Raw genomic sequence first — 15,557 nt, 5'->3', positions numbered from 1 at the left:
TCTCACGTCGGCCGCGTTTCTCGCGTTCCTGACCGGCGGGTAGGGTCGAAGGAAGTCCGAGAGCCCTACCAGAACCCCCTGAACGCCCAGAAGCCCCAGACCCCCCAGAACCCCCAGAACCCAAGGATCGCGCCATGACCGACGGAGCAACCCTCCACGCCGCGGGCAAGCAGCTCGACCTCAGCCTCGTCCCCGCCACCGAGGGGAACAGCGGGTACGACATCTCCGCCCTGCTCAAGGAGACCGGCAACGTCACCCTCGACGCCGGCTTCACGAACACGGCCAGCTGCACCAGCGCCATCACGTACATCGACGGCGACGCGGGCATCCTGCGCTACCGCGGGTACCCCATCGAGCAGCTCGCGAAGAGCTCGACCTTCCTCGAGACGTCGTACCTGCTCATCTACGGGTCGCTGCCGACCCCCACCGAGCTCGCCGACTTCGAGGCCCGCATCCGCGAGCACACGATGCTCCACGAGGACCTCAAGGGCTTCTTCCAGGGCTTCCCGCGCGACGCGCACCCGATGCCCGTGCTCTCCTCCGCGGTCTCGGCGCTGTCGACCTTCTACCAGGACAGCCTCGACCCCTTCGACCAGGAGCAGGTCGAGATCTCGACCATCCGCCTCCTCGCGAAGCTGCCGACCATCGCGGCGTACGCGTACAAGAAGTCGATCGGCCAGCCGTTCCTCTACCCGGACAACGACCTCAGCCTCGTCGAGAACTTCCTCCGGATGACCTTCGGCGTGCCCGCCACGGCCTACGACATCGACCCCGACATCGTCAAGGCCGTCGACCTCCTGCTCATCCTCCACGCCGACCACGAGCAGAACTGCTCGACCTCCACCGTCCGGCTCGTCGGCTCCTCGCAGGCCAACCTCTTCGCGTCGGTCTCGGCGGGCATCAACGCCCTCTTCGGCCCGCTGCACGGCGGCGCCAACCAGGCCGTCCTCGAGATGCTCGAGCGCATCCAGAGCGCCGAGTACTCCACCGACGAGTTCATGAAGCGGGTGAAGAACAAGGAGGACGGCGTCCGGCTCATGGGCTTCGGGCACCGCGTCTACAAGAACTACGACCCGCGCGCGGCGATCATCAAGGACACCGCGCACACGATCCTCGAGAAGACCGGCGGCGGTGACGAGCTGCTCGAGATCGCGATGCGCCTCGAGGAGATCGCCCTCGCCGACGACTACTTCGTCGAGCGCAAGCTCTACCCGAACGTCGACTTCTACACGGGCCTGATCTACAAGTCGATGGGCTTCCCGACGCGGATGTTCACCGTCCTCTTCGCCCTCGGCCGCCTCCCCGGCTGGATCGCCCAGTGGCGCGAGATGATCCAGGACCCGACGACGAAGATCGGCCGCCCGCGGCAGGTCTACACCGGCGAGGGCGAGCGCGACTACGTGGCCATCGACCAGCGCTGAGGCACTCACCTCCCCCCCGGTTGTCCCCGACTTTGTGGGGGTCCAGCCGGCCGACACGCGGCTCCGACCGCCCCCCAGCGGACCTGCACCCACACAGTGGGGCAGGTCCGCTGCGTGTGTGTGGGGGGGCTGCCCGCCCGTCGTCCACAGGGAGGACCCTGGGTGGCGTCGTCCACAGGGTGACGCCGGGGCCTGACGACGGACCGGCAGGGGGTGCGACCGTCCACGGGTGAGGGGACTGGACGGACTGCCGCTGGCCTTCGACCGGGCCGACGCGCTGGGTCGAGGATGGACGCGTCACCAGTTCCACCTGCGGTCGCGCCGCGACGACGTCCTCGAGGTGGCGCCGCGGGTCTTCGCGGACGCCGTGGCGTGGCACCTCGCCGACGAGGTCACGCGTCACCGCGCCCTGACCCGGCACGCGCAGACCCGCTGGACCGGAGGGGTCGTCACCCACGTCTCGGCGGCCGTGGTCCACGGCCTCCCGGTGCCCTCGCGGCTCCCCGCCGCGGTGAGCATCACCATCGACCGCGCCCGGCGGACCAGCGACGACCCCGAGTGGGTCGACGTCCGTCGGTCCGTGCTGCCCGACGAGCACGTCACCATCGTCGACGGCATCGTCGTCACCGGCCTGGCCCGCACGGCCGTCGACTGCCTGCGGACCCTGCGACGCACCGACGGGCTGGCGGTCGCCGACGCGGTGGTCCGCCGGGGCGTGCCGCCGAGCGAGCTCGTGGCCGTCCGGCAGATGCAGCACCGGTGGCCGGGCGTCCGGACGGCACGGTGGGGCATCGGGCTGGTCGACGGGCGGCGCGAGTCGTGGTTCGAGTCGGCGTCGGTCGCGGTGCTCTCCGGCTGGCTCCCGACACCACTGCCGCAGGTCGAGGTGCGCGACCGCGCCAGTGGTGCGTTCATCGGACGGGTCGACAACCTCTGGCAGGGCTTGCGGGTCGTGGGCGAGGCCGACGGGGTGGGCAAGTTCCTCGGTCTCGACGGAGCAGACCCGTCGCCCGATGCCGTGGCTCGGCGGTTGGTGGCGGCTGCGGTGCGTGCGGACCGGCTGCGCGAGGTCGGGCTCGGGGTCGCGAGCTGGGGCACTCACGACCTCCGGAGCGGGCAGGCGCTGGCCGCCCGGGTGGCCGCCGCGGCGCCGACCGGCCCCTCCCGCGCTGAGCTGGCCTGCGGGGTCTGCCACGAGGAGCTGCCCGACTGTCGGTGTGCGCCCCGACTCTGTCTGCGCCGGCCCGCCGACGACGGGTGAGCACGGCGTGTCGGGAGGACGGGGCCCCACAAAGTCGGGAACACCGGGGTCAGGCGAGGCGGATGACGACCTCGCGCTGCCCGGCGTCGCCGTCGCGGGACCAGGAGAGTGCCGCGTCCTCCATCGACCGGGTCCAGGTGCGCCCGTCGGTCGAGACCCCGACGACCCCGGTGTCGGTGGCGCGGGCCACGGCCCACGACCCGACCGCCCACGCGAGGTCGCGCGAGGGCGCCGAGACCCGCACCGTCGAGCCGTCGACCGTGCCCTTCAGCCCGAAGTCCTTCGTGAGCAGGGCGGCGACGTCCTGGGGCGAGCCCTCGGTGTCCGGGTCGCGCAGGGCGCAGCCGATGCCGGCGTGGGTCTGGCCGGAGAGGACGGACGCGGTGGCGCGCGCCTTGCCCTCGTGCTGCGCGTAGGCCTCGCCGGCCGCCGAGCGCTGCACCGCCTGGGCGGCGTCGGCGATCTCCATCGAGGCGTAGCCGTCGACCTTCTCGAGGGCGTCGTAGAACTTGTTCGTCGAGTACTCGGGGTCGAGGATCTGCTCGGCGCTGCCCCAGCCCTGCGACGGCCGCTGCTGGAAGAGGCCGAGGGAGTCGCGGTCGCCGAAGCGGACGTTGCGGACCTTCGACTCCTGCATGGCCGTCGCGATGGCGATGGAGGCCGCGCGCGGCGGCAGGTCGCGCTTGACGGCGATGGCCGTGATGGCGGCCGCGTTGCTCGCCTGGTCGGGCGCCCAGTCCCAGGCCGCGCCGGCCGCCGTCACGCGACACTGCTCGCCCGTGACGGCGTGCACGAGGCGCTGGACGCCGATCCAGCCGCCGGCGACGACCACCCCGAGCACGGCGACCGTGACGACGCCCGCGGCCCAGCGCCGACGGCGCGTGCGGGGTCGCTCCTCGGCGAGGGTGACGGCGCCACGGGTCGTGCGCGGCATCGGGTGGTCCTCCGGGGGTCAGGGGTGGGCGGACGGGGTGGGACGGCGTCAGTCGTTGGCGTGCAGGGCCGAGTTGAGCACGATGCCGTGCCCGTCGCGCGGCCGGGCCTCGACCGCGCCACTGACCGAGTTCCGCAGGAACAGCAGGTTGCCCTGCCCGGACAGCTCGCGGGCCTTGGTGACCGTGCCGTCGGGCAGCGTCACCTTCGTCCCGGCCGTGAGGTAGAGCCCGGCCTCGACGACGCAGTCGTCACCGAGGGCGATGCCGAGCCCGGCCTCGGCTCCGAGCAGGCAACGCTCGCCGATGCTCACGCGTTCCGTGCCGCCGCCCGAGAGGGTGCCCATCGTCGAGGCGCCACCGCCGATGTCGGAGCCGTCGCCGACGACGACGCCCTGGCTGATCCGGCCCTCGACCATCGAGGTGCCGAGCGTGCCGGCGTTGAAGTTCACGAAGCCCTCGTGCATCACCGTCGTGCCGCTCGCGAGGTGGGCGCCGAGGCGCACGCGGTCGGCGTCGCCGATGCGGACCCCGGACGGGAGGACGTAGTCGACCATCCGCGGGAACTTGTCGACCGACAGCACCTGGACCGGGCCGCGGGCGCGCATCCGGGCCCGGGTGGTCTCGAAGCCGTCGACGGCGCACGGGCCCTGGGTCGTCCACACGACGTTGGGCAGGACGCCGAAGAGGCCGTCGAGGTCGATCGTGTTGGGGGCGACGAGCCGGTGCGAGAGGAGGTGGAGGCGCAGGTAGGCGTCCTCGGTGGACGCGGGGGCGCTGTCGAGGTCGACCGAGACGGTGACGGCCTCGCGCGCGACGCCGCGCACGTCGTCGGCGCCGACGAGCGCCGTGAGCTCGGCGGGCAGGTCGGAGCCGTCGGGCTCGCCGAGCGCGGGGGCCGGGTACCAGGCGTCGAGGACGGTGCCGTCGTGGGTTCTCGTGAGGAGCCCGTGGCCCCAGGCGGTGCGCGTCATGGCCCCAAGGGTACGGGGGAGGGAGGTCGGTCCCGGCCGGTGCCTCGGGCCGTCACTAGGGTGGTCGGCATGCCCGCGACCACCCCCGCCCTCGACCTCGCCGCCGACGTCACCACGCTCACCGCGGCGGTCTGCGACATCCCGTCGGTCAGCCTCGACGAGGCCGTCCTGGCCGACGCCGTCGAGGCCGCGGTGCGCGCCACGGGGCGGCTCGACGTGACCCGCATCGGCCACACCGTCGTCGCCCGCACCGACCTCGGCCGCGCCGAGCGCGTCGTCCTCGCCGGGCACCTCGACACCGTGCCGCTGACCGCCGACCCGGTGAACCTGCCGACCCGCCGGGTCGAGGGCGCCGACGGCGAGGTCCTCTGGGGCCGTGGGACCGTCGACATGAAGGGCGGGGTCGCGGTGATGCTCCGCGTCCTCCACGAGCTCGCCGAGCCGAGCCGCGACGTCACCTACGTCTTCTACGAGGGCGAGGAGATCGACTCCCAGTACAACGGCCTGCTCCACGTGCAGCAGCAGGCTCCCCACCTCATCGGCGACGCCGACTTCGCGGTGCTCCTCGAGCCCACCGACGCCCGCGTCGAGGGCGGCTGCAAGGGCACGCTGCGGGCCGAGGTGTCCACCAAGGGAATCGCTGCCCACTCGGCGCGACCGTGGAAGGGGCACAACGCGATCCACGACGCCGCCGAGGTCCTCGCGCGGCTCGTCGACTACCGGCCGCAGACCCGCGAGGTCGACGGGCTCGAGTTCCACGAGGCGCTCAACGCCGTCAGGGTCGAGGGCGGCATCGCCGGCAACGTCATCCCCGACCGGTGCGTGGTCACCGTCAACTACCGGTACGCGCCGTCGCTCACCGAGGCCGACGCCGACGCCCACGTGCGCCAGGTCTTCGCCGGCTTCGACGTCGAGGTCGTCGACAACGCGGGCGGGGCCCGGCCCGGTCTGCATCTGCCGGCCGCGCAGGCCTTCGTCGAGGCGCTCGGGCTACCCGTCGTCGCCAAGCAGGGGTGGACCGACGTCGCCCGGTTCTCGGCGATGGGCGTGCCGGCCGTCAACTTCGGCCCGGGCGACCCCAACCTCGCCCACATGGACGACGAGCAGTGCCCCGTGCACCAGTACGTCGACTGCGAGGCCGCGCTGCTGCGCTGGCTGGCCTGACCGCGGGCGGGCGGTGGCCCCGGCCCGCGCGGCTAGGGTGACCGACGTGGAGACCCCGACGACGCCCGACCCCGACGCACCGCGCCCGGGCGACCGCGACTACTTCCAGGGCCCGGTCGTCATGCGCGGGTCGCAGGTGCCCGTGTCGACCACCGACCAGCGGCTGCTCGACTCCCGCGGCTCGACCGACTGGCTGCACGCCGACCCGTGGCGCGTCATGCGGATCACGTCCGAGTTCGTCAACGGCTTCGGCGCGCTCACCGAGCTCGGTCCCGCGGTCAGCGTCTTCGGCTCGGCGCGCACGGCGCCCGACGCTCCGGCCTACCGCCTCGGCGAGGAGGTCGGGCGGGCCCTCGTCGAGGCCGGCTACGCGGTGATCACCGGTGGCGGCCCGGGTGCGATGGAGGCCGCGAACAAGGGGGCGCGCGAGGCCGGCGGCACCTCGGTCGGCCTCGGCATCGAGCTGCCGTTCGAGGCCGGCCTCAACCCGCACGTCGACCTCGGCGTCAACTTCCGCTACTTCTTCGCCCGCAAGACGATGTTCGTCAAGTACGCCTGCGGGTTCATCGTCCTGCCCGGCGGCTTCGGCACCCTCGACGAGCTGTTCGAGGCGGTGACCCTCGTGCAGACGCAGAAGGTCACGAGCTTCCCGATCGTCCTCGTCGGCAGCGAGTACTGGGGCGGTCTGCTCGGCTGGCTGCGCGACACCGCGGCCGCGGCCGGCACGATCAGCGAGAAGGACCTCTCCCTGCTCACCCTCACCGACGACCCCCACGAGGCGGTCCGGGTCGTCGTCGAGGCCGACCGCGCCTCGGCCCGGGGCACCGCGGAGCCCACGACGCCCGCGGGGTAGCCCCAGGTCGCCGCCGTAGGATCGGGGAGTGGTCGCCGTCCTCCTCGTGCTCGTCGCCGTCGCGCTCGTCGTGGCGGTGCTCGGTGTCGCGACCGGGCGCCTGCCCGTCGACCCGCTCGCCGAGGCCGTGACCAGCACCCCCGACCACGGCCTCCCCGACGAGCCGGACGCCGCCGACGTCGACACCGTCCGGTTCGACACCGCCGCACGCGGCTACGCGATGCGCGACGTCGACGCCCACCTCGACGCCCTGCGCGAGACGCTCGCCGAGCGCGAGCGCGAGGCCGCCGAGCTGCGCGGGCCGCAGGGCTGATGGCCTTCACGATCCGGCGCCGCACCGCCCTCCCCGCCCCGGTGGCCTGGTCGGCGGTCACCGACCTGCCCGAGCACACCCGGCACGTGCCGCTCACCGACGTCGCGGTGCCCGAGGGCGGGCTCGTCCTCGGCGCCGAGGTCAACGCCGTCACCCGGCTCGGCCCGGTCGCCGGCGCCGACCGGATGCTCGTCACGGCGCTCGAGCCCGGCCGGCGGCTGCGCCTCGTCAAGACCGGGTGGTTCCTGCGCGGCTGGGCCGACATCACCGTCGACACCGCGCCGGACGGGTCCACCGACGTCGTGTGGACCGAGGAGCTGTGGCTGCCGGGGCTGCGCCGCCTCACGCGGCCGGTCGGTGACCGGCTCGGTCCGCTGCTCTTCGGCCGGGTCGTCGAGGGGCTCGTCGCCGGCGCCGAGGCGGGGGAGCGCCCGTGACGTGGTCGGTGCTCGCCGCCGTGGTCGGCGTCGGGGCGCTCGTCCTCGGGGCCTGGTGGCTCGGGCGCGACCGCCCGGGCGCGATCGCCGCCGGACCCGTCGACCCCGACGTCCCGCCCGCACCGGACGGTGCCGCACCTGGCTACCGGCTCGCCTTCCGCGGCTACCGGATGGACCAGGTCGACGAGGTCGTCGACCGCCTCGAGGCGCGGATCGCCGCCCGGGACACCGAGATCGCGCGCCTCCGGGGTCTCGACGTCGAGGCCTCCGAGGTCGACCGCCCGGCCGCGGCACCGGACGCCACGCCGAGCGGCCACGCCGTCACGCCCGACGACCCGGAGGACGATCCGCCCCCTCGACCCGGTCCGGCAGCCGGGCGTGACCCGGTTGCCGGACGCCCCGCGCCGCTGACCCGCCTCGACCTCCTCGCGCCGCTGGCCTACCTCGCCGCCGCGGCCTACGTGACGATGCACCTGCTGGCCGCCGTGCGCACCGGGTACCTCTCCCAGGGCGTCCAGGACCAGCAGGCCTTCGAGTGGTACTTCGGCGCCACGGCGCACAACCTCGCGACGCTCTCCAACCCGTTGTCGAGCGACCTGCAGAACTACCCGGCCGGGGTCAACCTCATGGCCAACGCCGCGGTCCTCGGCCTCGGGGTGCCCCTCGCCCCCCTCACCCTGCTCGCCGGACCGCAGGTCACCTTCGTCCTCGTCGAGCTCCTCGGCCTCGCGCTCACCGCCACCGCGTGGTTCTGGCTGGCCCGCCGGTGGCTCCCCGTCCACCCCGTCCTCGCCGCCCTGGCCGGCGCCCTCGCCGGGTTCGGGCCGGGCATGGTCAGCCACGCCAACGGCCACCCGAACTTCGTCGTCCAGGCCCTCGTGCCGGTCATCCTCGACCGCCTCCTCCGGCTGCTCGGCGGCCGCCGGCCGGTGCGTGACGGCGTCGTGCTCGGCCTCCTCGCGGCCTGGCAGGTGTTCGTCGGGGAGGAGGTCCTGCTCCTCACGGCGGTCGGCGTGCTCGTCGCCGGCGCGGTGTGGCTCGTGCACCACCGCCCGCCCCTGCGGCCGGTCCTCACCGGGCTCGGGGTCGGCGGCCTCGTCGCGCTCGTCGTCGTCGCCGTGCCGCTCTGGTGGCAGTTCCGGGGCCCGCAGTCCTACGCCTCCATCTGGCACCCGCCGGCGGGCAACGACCTCGCGCAGCTCTGGAACCGGGCCACCCGCACGGTCGGCGCCGACCCGTGGGCCTCGGCGGCGCTGTCGATGAACCGCACCGAGGAGAACTCGTTCTTCGGCGTGCCGCTGCTCGTGGCCGCCGGCGCGACCACGCTGCTGCTGTGGCGCAGCGTCGTCGTGCGCTGCCTCGCCGCGGTCGTCGTCGTCTCGTGCTGGCTCTCGCTCGGCGAGGAGGCCACCCTCCACGGCACGCCGCTCGGGATCCCCGGGCCCTGGGCGCTGCTCGAGCACGTCCCGGTCGTCGAGAACGTCCTGCCGACCCGCTTCACCCTCGTCGCGCTCCCGGCCCTCGGCCTGCTCCTCGCCCTCGGCGCCGAGGGGCTGCGCCGGGCCGTGGACCGGTACGTCGGCGCGCCCGGGCCGGGCCTGGCCCTCGCCACGGTCACCGCCGTCCTCGCCCTGCTCCCGGTCGTCCCGACCCCGCTCGTCGTCGACCCGCGCCCGGTCGTGCCCGCCTTCTTCACCGACGGCCTGTGGCGCGACCACGTCGACGACGGCGGGTCGGTGCTCGCGGCGCCGCCGCCCAACGTCGCCGACGCCCGCGCCCTCGAGTGGCAGGCCGCCGCGCGCTGGGGCTTCCCCGTCGTCGCGGGCTACTTCGTCGGCCCCGACGCCACGGCCGAGCGCACCGGCCAGTACGGTGCCACCCCGACGGGTCTCACGACGTGGCTCGCCGAGGTCGCGCAGGACGGCACCGAGATCCCCGTGGGGCCCGACGAGCGGGCAGGCTTCGTGCAGGACCTGCGGGCCGGACGCGTCGACTCGGTGCAGGACCGGCGGCCCGGCCGCGTCGACGCCGTCGTCCTGCCCGAGGACCGGCCGTCCGCCGCCGCGCTGCGGACCTCGATCACCTCGGTGTTCGGGGAGCCGCAGCGCGTCGGCGGGGTGTACCTGTGGGACGTGAGGGAGCTGACCGATGGCCAGGGCTGAGGTGGCGCCGGCGGCGGAGCCGGTCACCGGCGAGGAGCCGGTCGGCGGCTCGGTGCTGCGTCGGCTGCTCACCTCCCGCGGCCGCCACGAGCTCGCCGGCCGCGCGCTGGCCCGCCCCGTCCTCACCGTCCTCGCCGTCTACGCGCTCTCGCGGGTCGTCTCCGTCCTCGCCGTGTGGATCGCCGCGACGTGGTTCCAGAACCCCGCGGGGGTCGGGCACCCCGACCCGACCGTCGGCGACCTCATCGGGCTGTGGGACGGCGTCTGGTACCAGCGGATCGTCGAGGACGGCTACCCCGTCCCGCTGCCCGTCGACGCCGACAACGGACGGATCACGTACAGCGCGTGGGCGTTCTACCCGCTCTACCCGTACCTGGTGAAGGCCGTCATGCTCACCGGGATGTCGTTCGCGGTGGCCGGGGCGGTCGTCAACCTCGTCCTCGGCGCGGTCGCCGCGGTGCTCATCCACGCGTTGTTCCGCAGCACCTACCACGCGGGCCGCCAGCCCCAGCGCGAGCGCCTCGCCCTCGTCGCGGCCTGCCTCTGGTGCTTCTACCCCACGACGTCGGTGATGCTCAAGCCGTACACCGAGGCCCTCGCCGTGGCCCTCGTCGCCGCGGCCCTGCTCGTCCTCGTCCGGCGCCACTACCTCCTCGTCGCGGCGCTCGCCGTGCCGCTCGGGTTCACCCGGGGGGTGGCCCCCGCCCTCGGCATCGCCGTCCTCATCCACCTCGTCGTCCGGTGGCGCGAGGAGCGCGCGGCCGGGCTGCGGCCGCTCGCCGGGCAGCGGGCCGCCGTCGTGACGATGCTCGCCGCCCTCGGCGTCAGCGGCATCGCCTGGCCGGTGGTCGCCGGCCTCGCCACCGGGGTCCCCACCGCGTTCTTCGACGTCCAGGCCGCCTGGGGCCAGAAGCCCGCCGACGGCCCGTTCGTCCTGTGGTTCGAGTGGGCCTGGCAGTCCAAGGGGGCGCTCGGGGTCCTCGTGCTCGTCGCCCTGGCCGGCACCTACGTCGCGCTCGTCCTCGGCCGGCACGGGCGCTGGATGAGCGTCGAGATGCGCGCGTGGGCGCTGGCCTACCCGCTCTACCTCTTCGCCGTCGTCCGGCCGATCACCTCGATGTGGCGCTTCCTCCTCCTCGACATGCCCCTCGCGGCGCTCCTCGCGTCCGTGGCGATGCGGACGGCGAACGGCCAGCAGGTCGTGCCGCACTGGAAGCGGCGCGTCGGTGTCGTCGTGCTCGTCCTCGTCGGCGGCATCCTCTGGTGGACCTGCAGCCTGCTCACGTACACCCCGTGGGGCTCGTTCCCGCCGTGATTCCCGCGGTTCGGATTTCGTGAGGTCGGAGGCCTACGCGATAATGGGTGCCTACGTCCGGCGGTCCGGCGCCGGACCGCCACGCGGCGCGATCTCCGCTGCCGCGCCGAGGAAGGGATACACGCCATGGCGGCAATGAAGCCGAGGACGGGCGACGGCCCGCTCGAGGTCACCAAGGAAGGTCGCGGCATCGTGCTGCGCATGCCCCTCGAGGGCGGCGGACGGCTCGTCGTCGAGATGACCCCCGAGGAGGTCCGGGCGCTCGGCGAGGCGATCGACAACTGCGAGGGCCTGTCCTGACCTGAGCCCGACACCCGTCGACGGGGCCCCCACCGCACCACGCGGCGGGGGTCCCGTCGCGTCCGGACCGGGCGGGGACGAGTCGTGAGACGCGGTGGCGCCCCCCGCGCGGCCCACCTAGCGTCGCCCGCATGAACGCTGGCTACGGACTGACGGTGCGCTGGTCGCTCGAGGACGCTCCCCGCGGGGCCGCCGACGAGCTGCGCGAGTACGTCGTCGGCACCTCGATCGCCCGCTTCATGTTCCTCGACGGCCTCGCCTTCAAGGTGTGGCGGATGCGCGAGGGGGAGTGGTTCGAGGGGACGTACGTCTTCGACAGCGAGCAGGAGCGCCAGCACTTCCGCGAGGGCTTCGAGCCGGGGGCGGCGAGCTCGCCGGGCAGCGAGATCATCGGCTCGGCCCCGGTCCTCCTCGAGGACTGGGAGGTCGTGGCCATCGCCGAGGGGCCGGCCGGCTTCCGCCGCGGCGCCGGCCCGTCGGTCAGCTGACGCCGGGGCCCGGGGGGCTCAGCGCCGGACGGCGACGAGCACGCCGTCGCTCACCGGCAGCAGCGCGGTGACGAGGTCGTCGTGGTCGCGCAGTGCCTTGCCGAGGTCGCGCAGCGTGGTCGTCGTCTCGTCGCGCGCGGCGGGGTCGGCGACCCGGTCGTGCCAGAGCATGTTGTCGACGACGAGGACCCCGCCCGGCCGCAGCAGGCGCACCGCGTGCTCGACGTACGTGGGGTAGGTGTCCTTGTCCGCGTCGACGTGGACCATGTCGTAGCCGCCGTCGGCCATCCGCGGCAGCACCTCGGCCGCTGCGCCGGTGATCACCCGCGTGCGCTGGTGGGGGTAGCCGGCCTCGGTGTAGGCCTGCCGGGCGAGGCGCTGGTGCTCGGCCGAGACGTCGATGGTCGTCAGCACGCCGTCGTCCGGCATCCCGGCGAGCAGCCAGAGCCCCGAGGTGCCGGCGCCGGTGCCCACCTCGAGCACGTGCCGGGCGCCCACCGTGGCCGCGAGCAGCCGGAGCACGGCCCCGGCGCCGGTGCCGACGGGGGAGGCGGCCCCGAGCTCGACGCCCCGGCGGCGGGCGGCCTCGTGGACCTCCGGCTCGGGGACGAACTCCTCGGCGTAGGCCCAGCTGGCCGGCTTCAGTCCGCTCATGGCGGCAACCCTAGTGCGCCGGGCGGGGGTCGGCGCGACCGGCGATTCCCAGCGGGCGTTCAGGCTTCCCGGGAACAATTCACGGCCACGGCACGTATCGATGGGTGACATGAGCAGCCTGGTGAGGGACGAAGCGATGACGACGCAGCAGGACGCCGCCCCGGCGTGGGTCCCGCCGTCCTGGGAAGAGGTCGTCGAGCAGCACTCGGCCCGCGTCTACCGTCTCGCGTACCGGCTCACCGGCAACGTCCACGACGCCGAGGACCTCACCCAGGACGTCTTCGTCCGCGTCTTCCGCTCGCTGCACACCTACCAGCCCGGCACCTTCGAGGGCTGGCTGCACCGCATCACGACGAACGTCTTCCTCGACAAGATGCGCCGCAAGCAGCGGATCCGCTTCGACGCCCTCTCCGACGAGTCGGCGGCCCGCCTCCCCAGCCGGGACCGCGGCCCCGAGCTGACCTACGAGGACACCCACCTCGACGACGACGTCCAGCGCGCGCTCGACGCCCTCTCGCCGGACTTCCGGGCCGCCGTCGTCCTCTGCGACATCGAGGGCCTCTCGTACGAGGAGGTCGCCGCGACGCTCGGCATCAAGCTCGGGACGGTGCGCTCGCGGATCCACCGCGGCCGGGCCCAGCTGCGCGAGGCCCTCGCCCACCGCGCCCCGAAGCCGCGCCCCGAGGTCACCGTCCCGGCCCGACGCGGCCCGATCGTCCGGCGCCCCGCCGCGGGAGCGGTATGACCGCTCGGCCGGCTGTGCACTGCCTCGACGACGAGCTCTCCGAGTACGCCGCCGGCCGGCTGAACGCCGCCCGGCAGGGCGCCTGGGAGCACCACCTCGTCGCGTGCGAGCTCTGCCGGCAGGCCGTGCACCAGGAGCGGCGGCTGCGCGAGGCGCTGGCCGGCGCCCCGTCGATGCCCGGTGACCTGCGGGTCACCCTCCTCGCGCTCGGCCGCGGGCCGGTCCCCGCGCCGCGCCCGGCCGGTCCCGGTCCGCTGCCGCTCCTCGCGCCGACCGACCCCCCGTGCCACCGCAGCGCCCTGCGGGCGACGGTCGTCGCCGCCGCGGCCGGCGGGGTGGCCGCCGCGGCCGCGTGGAGCCTCACCGTCATCGGCGTCCCCGTCGCCCCGCGCCAGGGCGTCGTGGCCGGCCCCACGACGCCGGCGGTGTCCAGCACCCGGCCGTCGGCGCCGCTCGCGGCGACCACGGTCGTGCCCGTCCGGTGGACGACCGGGGGCTCCGCTCCCGGCCCGAGCGGTCAGCGGGCAGAATCGACCCCATGAGCGAACGGCAGCCCGGGACCGACGACTGGCAGCCGTGGGACCGGGGTGACCGCGAGGCGCCCGAACCCGCGGCTCCGGCGAGCGAGCCCGCGGCGCCCGAGAGCCCCGGCCCCGACGCGACCGTCCCCGTACCGGAGCCCACGTGGGCCACGGCCGGTGGCGTCCCCGCCGGCCCGCCCCCGCCGCCCGCCGCGTCGGCGTCCACCGCCGCCACGACGCAGGCCTACCCACCGATCAGCGGGTCGTGGGGCGCCGTGCCGCCCACCGGCCCTCCCGCCGGCGCCCCGCTCTCGGCCCCCGAACCGGCCCGTCGCCGCGGACCCGGCTGGGGTGCGCTCGTCGGCGCGACGGTCGCCGCCGCGCTCCTCGCCGGCACCGGCGGCGGCATCGTCGGCGGCTACCTCGCCGACCGAGGCACCGGCTCCACCGGCCGCTCGGTCGCCGCCCCCACACCCGGGGCGGGCGCCACGACCCGGCCGCAGGGCTCGGTGGCCAACATCGCGGCGAGCGCGCTGCCGAGCGTCGTCACCCTGCGCGTCGAGGGCGCCGACGGCGGCGCCACCGGCTCCGGCTGGGTCTACGACGACGCCGGGCACGTCGTCACGAACAACCACGTGGTCGCCGGAGCCGGCTCGACCGAGAAGATCACCGTCGTCCTCTCCGACGGACGCCAGGTCTCCGGCAAGGTCGTCGGGCGCGACGCCTCCTACGACCTCGCCGTCGTCGCGGTCGAGGGCGCCTCCCTCAAGGCCCTGCCCGTCGGGCGCTCGGCCGACGTCGTCGTCGGCGACGAGGTGATCGCCGTCGGTGCCCCGCTCGGGCTGGACTCCACGGTGACCAGCGGCATCGTCAGCGCCCTCGACCGTCCGGTCACGCCGGGCGAGCAGGACGACCAGTCCTTCATCAACGCCATCCAGACCGACGCGGCCATCAACCCCGGCAACTCGGGCGGCCCGCTGCTCGACATGCGCGGGCAGGTCATCGGGGTCAACTCGGCGATCGCGCGGGTGCCCGGCAGCTCGATCGGGGGGCAGAGCGGCAACATCGGCGTCGGTTTCGCCATCCCGAGCGACCAGGTGGCGACCACCGTCGAGCAGCTCATCGAGAAGGGCAAGGCCGAGCACCCGGTCATCGGGGTCTACCTCGACAGCCAGTACGACGGCGAGGGCGTGCGGATCGCCGACGACGGCCCGAACGGCGCACCCGCGGTGAGCCGTGGTGGTCCCGCCGACAAGGCCGGGCTGCGGGCCGGCGACGTCATCGTCGCCTTCGAGGGCAAGCCGGTGTCCGACGACGGCGAGCTCGTCGTGAAGATCCGGGCCCGCAAGGTCGGCGACTCGGTGAAGCTCACCGTGCGTCGCGACGGCAACGAGCGGGATGTCACCATGGTCCTCGGGGGGTCGGAGTGACCGGGGGCCTCCCGGGCCCGACGGAAGGGATGTGACGCCGTGTTCGGCGTGAACGGCTGGGAGATCGTGCTCCTCGCCCTCATCGCGGTCTTCGTGCTCGGTCCGGACAAGCTCCCCGAGTACGCGGCCAAGCTCGCGCACGCCATCCGGCGGCTGCGCGTCATGGCCGAGGGCGCCAAGGACCAGCTGAAGGACCAGCTCGGCCCGGAGTACGAGGACATCAACTGGCGCCAGTACGACCCGCGCCAGTACGACCCGCGCCGGATCGTCCGCGAGGCGCTCCTCGAGCCGCTCGACGAGGCCGTGGCCCCGATCCGGGGCGAGATCGACTCGGTGCGCGACGCCGGGCGGCTGCGCCGGAGCACGGCCGCGGCCGGTGCCGTCGGGGCGGCCGGGGCGGCCGGGGCGGTCGACGGGAGCGGTACGGACGACGGCGTCGCGGCCGACGTCCTCGACCCGCTGCCCACCGAGGCCGACGGGTACGGCGACCCCGGGTACGACGCGGCCTACGAGCCGTGGCTGGCGCCCCAGGAGTTCGACCCGTCACGGCCCACGCCGTACGACACCGACGCCACCTGACCCCGGCG

At 74.6% G+C, this 15,557-nt stretch carries 17 protein-coding genes; 14 read left to right on the top strand and 3 right to left on the bottom strand.

Annotated elements, in window-relative coordinates; translation table 11 throughout:
* The first annotated feature begins 134 nt into the window (after positions 1-134).
* Together JQN70_RS10630 and JQN70_RS10625 are read left to right on the top strand one after the other, a co-directional pair.
* Complete coding sequence (locus JQN70_RS10630) at positions 135-1,421, top strand: citrate synthase (RefSeq protein ID WP_204131317.1); 1,287 nt, start codon at positions 135-137, stop codon at positions 1,419-1,421.
* Positions 1,422-1,650: 229 nt separating this feature from the next.
* Positions 1,651-2,682 (top strand): hypothetical protein, encoded by a 1,032-nt coding sequence (locus JQN70_RS10625; RefSeq protein WP_204131316.1) that lies wholly within the window; start codon positions 1,651-1,653, stop codon positions 2,680-2,682.
* A 49-nt stretch (positions 2,683-2,731) separates the two neighbouring features.
* On the opposite strand, the gene JQN70_RS10620 is transcribed toward JQN70_RS10625, so the two are convergent.
* The gene (locus JQN70_RS10620; RefSeq protein WP_204131315.1) at positions 2,732-3,616 is read right to left on the bottom strand and encodes a hypothetical protein; all 885 of its coding nucleotides are present in this window, start codon (positions 3,614-3,616) and stop codon (positions 2,732-2,734) included.
* 48 nt (positions 3,617-3,664) lie between these two features.
* Positions 3,665-4,588, bottom strand: a complete 924-nt coding sequence (dapD, locus tag JQN70_RS10615) for a 2,3,4,5-tetrahydropyridine-2,6-dicarboxylate N-succinyltransferase (protein ID WP_204131314.1) — start codon at positions 4,586-4,588, stop codon at positions 3,665-3,667.
* 69 nt (positions 4,589-4,657) lie between these two features.
* Here dapD and dapE point away from each other — a divergent pair, with 69 nt between their 5' ends.
* The 8 genes from dapE (at position 4,658) to JQN70_RS10575 (ending at position 11,620) form a co-directional block, all read left to right on the top strand.
* Positions 4,658-5,752, top strand: coding sequence for a succinyl-diaminopimelate desuccinylase (gene dapE, locus JQN70_RS10610; RefSeq protein WP_204131313.1), 1,095 nt, complete (start codon positions 4,658-4,660; stop codon positions 5,750-5,752).
* A gap of 121 nt (positions 5,753-5,873) precedes the next feature.
* Positions 5,874-6,605 (top strand): LOG family protein, encoded by a 732-nt coding sequence (locus tag JQN70_RS10605; RefSeq protein ID WP_204131334.1) that lies wholly within the window; start codon positions 5,874-5,876, stop codon positions 6,603-6,605.
* 28 nt (positions 6,606-6,633) lie between these two features.
* Positions 6,634-6,918: a DivIVA domain-containing protein gene (locus tag JQN70_RS10600; RefSeq protein ID WP_204131312.1), complete on the top strand. Its 285-nt coding sequence runs from the start codon at positions 6,634-6,636 to the stop codon at positions 6,916-6,918.
* Positions 6,918-7,355 carry an SRPBCC family protein gene (locus JQN70_RS10595; protein WP_204131311.1) on the top strand — a complete coding sequence of 146 codons (438 nt, stop codon included), beginning with the start codon at positions 6,918-6,920 and terminating at the stop codon, positions 7,353-7,355. Before JQN70_RS10600 ends, JQN70_RS10595 begins: the two co-directional genes overlap by 1 nt.
* Entirely contained in the window at positions 7,352-9,517 is a 2,166-nt protein-coding gene (locus JQN70_RS10590) for a DivIVA domain-containing protein (RefSeq protein ID WP_204131310.1), read from the top strand. The genes JQN70_RS10595 and JQN70_RS10590 overlap by 4 nt, the downstream gene beginning before the upstream one ends.
* On the top strand, positions 9,504-10,832 hold the full coding sequence (locus JQN70_RS10585) for a hypothetical protein (RefSeq protein WP_239111423.1): 1,329 nt from the start codon (positions 9,504-9,506) through the stop codon (positions 10,830-10,832). Before JQN70_RS10590 ends, JQN70_RS10585 begins: the two co-directional genes overlap by 14 nt.
* Before the next feature lie 126 nt (positions 10,833-10,958).
* The gene (locus JQN70_RS10580) at positions 10,959-11,132 is read left to right on the top strand and encodes a DUF3117 domain-containing protein (protein ID WP_204131309.1); all 174 of its coding nucleotides are present in this window, start codon (positions 10,959-10,961) and stop codon (positions 11,130-11,132) included.
* 131 nt (positions 11,133-11,263) lie between these two features.
* On the top strand, positions 11,264-11,620 hold the full coding sequence (locus tag JQN70_RS10575; RefSeq protein ID WP_204131308.1) for a hypothetical protein: 357 nt from the start codon (positions 11,264-11,266) through the stop codon (positions 11,618-11,620).
* A gap of 18 nt (positions 11,621-11,638) precedes the next feature.
* Here JQN70_RS10575 and JQN70_RS10570 read toward each other — a convergent pair whose 3' ends face one another.
* A complete protein-coding gene (locus tag JQN70_RS10570; RefSeq protein WP_204131307.1) occupies positions 11,639-12,274 on the bottom strand; it encodes an O-methyltransferase in 636 nt (211 codons plus the stop codon).
* 136 nt (positions 12,275-12,410) lie between these two features.
* On the opposite strand from JQN70_RS10570, the gene sigE reads away from it, so the two are divergent.
* Genes sigE through JQN70_RS10550 form a run of 4 tightly spaced genes read left to right on the top strand, consistent with a single transcriptional unit; the run spans position 12,411 to position 15,549 of the window.
* Positions 12,411-13,019, top strand: a complete 609-nt coding sequence (gene sigE / locus JQN70_RS10565; protein ID WP_239111422.1) for an RNA polymerase sigma factor SigE — start codon at positions 12,411-12,413, stop codon at positions 13,017-13,019.
* Entirely contained in the window at positions 13,016-13,561 is a 546-nt protein-coding gene (locus JQN70_RS10560; protein WP_204131305.1) for an anti-sigma factor family protein, read from the top strand. Before sigE ends, JQN70_RS10560 begins: the two co-directional genes overlap by 4 nt.
* Complete coding sequence (locus JQN70_RS10555; RefSeq protein WP_204131304.1) at positions 13,558-14,970, top strand: S1C family serine protease; 1,413 nt, start codon at positions 13,558-13,560, stop codon at positions 14,968-14,970. Before JQN70_RS10560 ends, JQN70_RS10555 begins: the two co-directional genes overlap by 4 nt.
* Positions 14,971-15,009: 39 nt before the next feature.
* On the top strand, positions 15,010-15,549 hold the full coding sequence (locus JQN70_RS10550) for a twin-arginine translocase TatA/TatE family subunit (RefSeq protein WP_204131303.1): 540 nt from the start codon (positions 15,010-15,012) through the stop codon (positions 15,547-15,549).
* Positions 15,550-15,557 lie beyond the last annotated feature (8 nt).

It is taken from the genome of Phycicoccus sonneratiae (genome assembly GCF_016887965.1).
GTDB classification, from domain to species: domain Bacteria; phylum Actinomycetota; class Actinomycetes; order Actinomycetales; family Dermatophilaceae; genus Phycicoccus; species Phycicoccus sonneratiae.
This window is presented reverse-complemented; position numbering and strand designations above follow the sequence as displayed.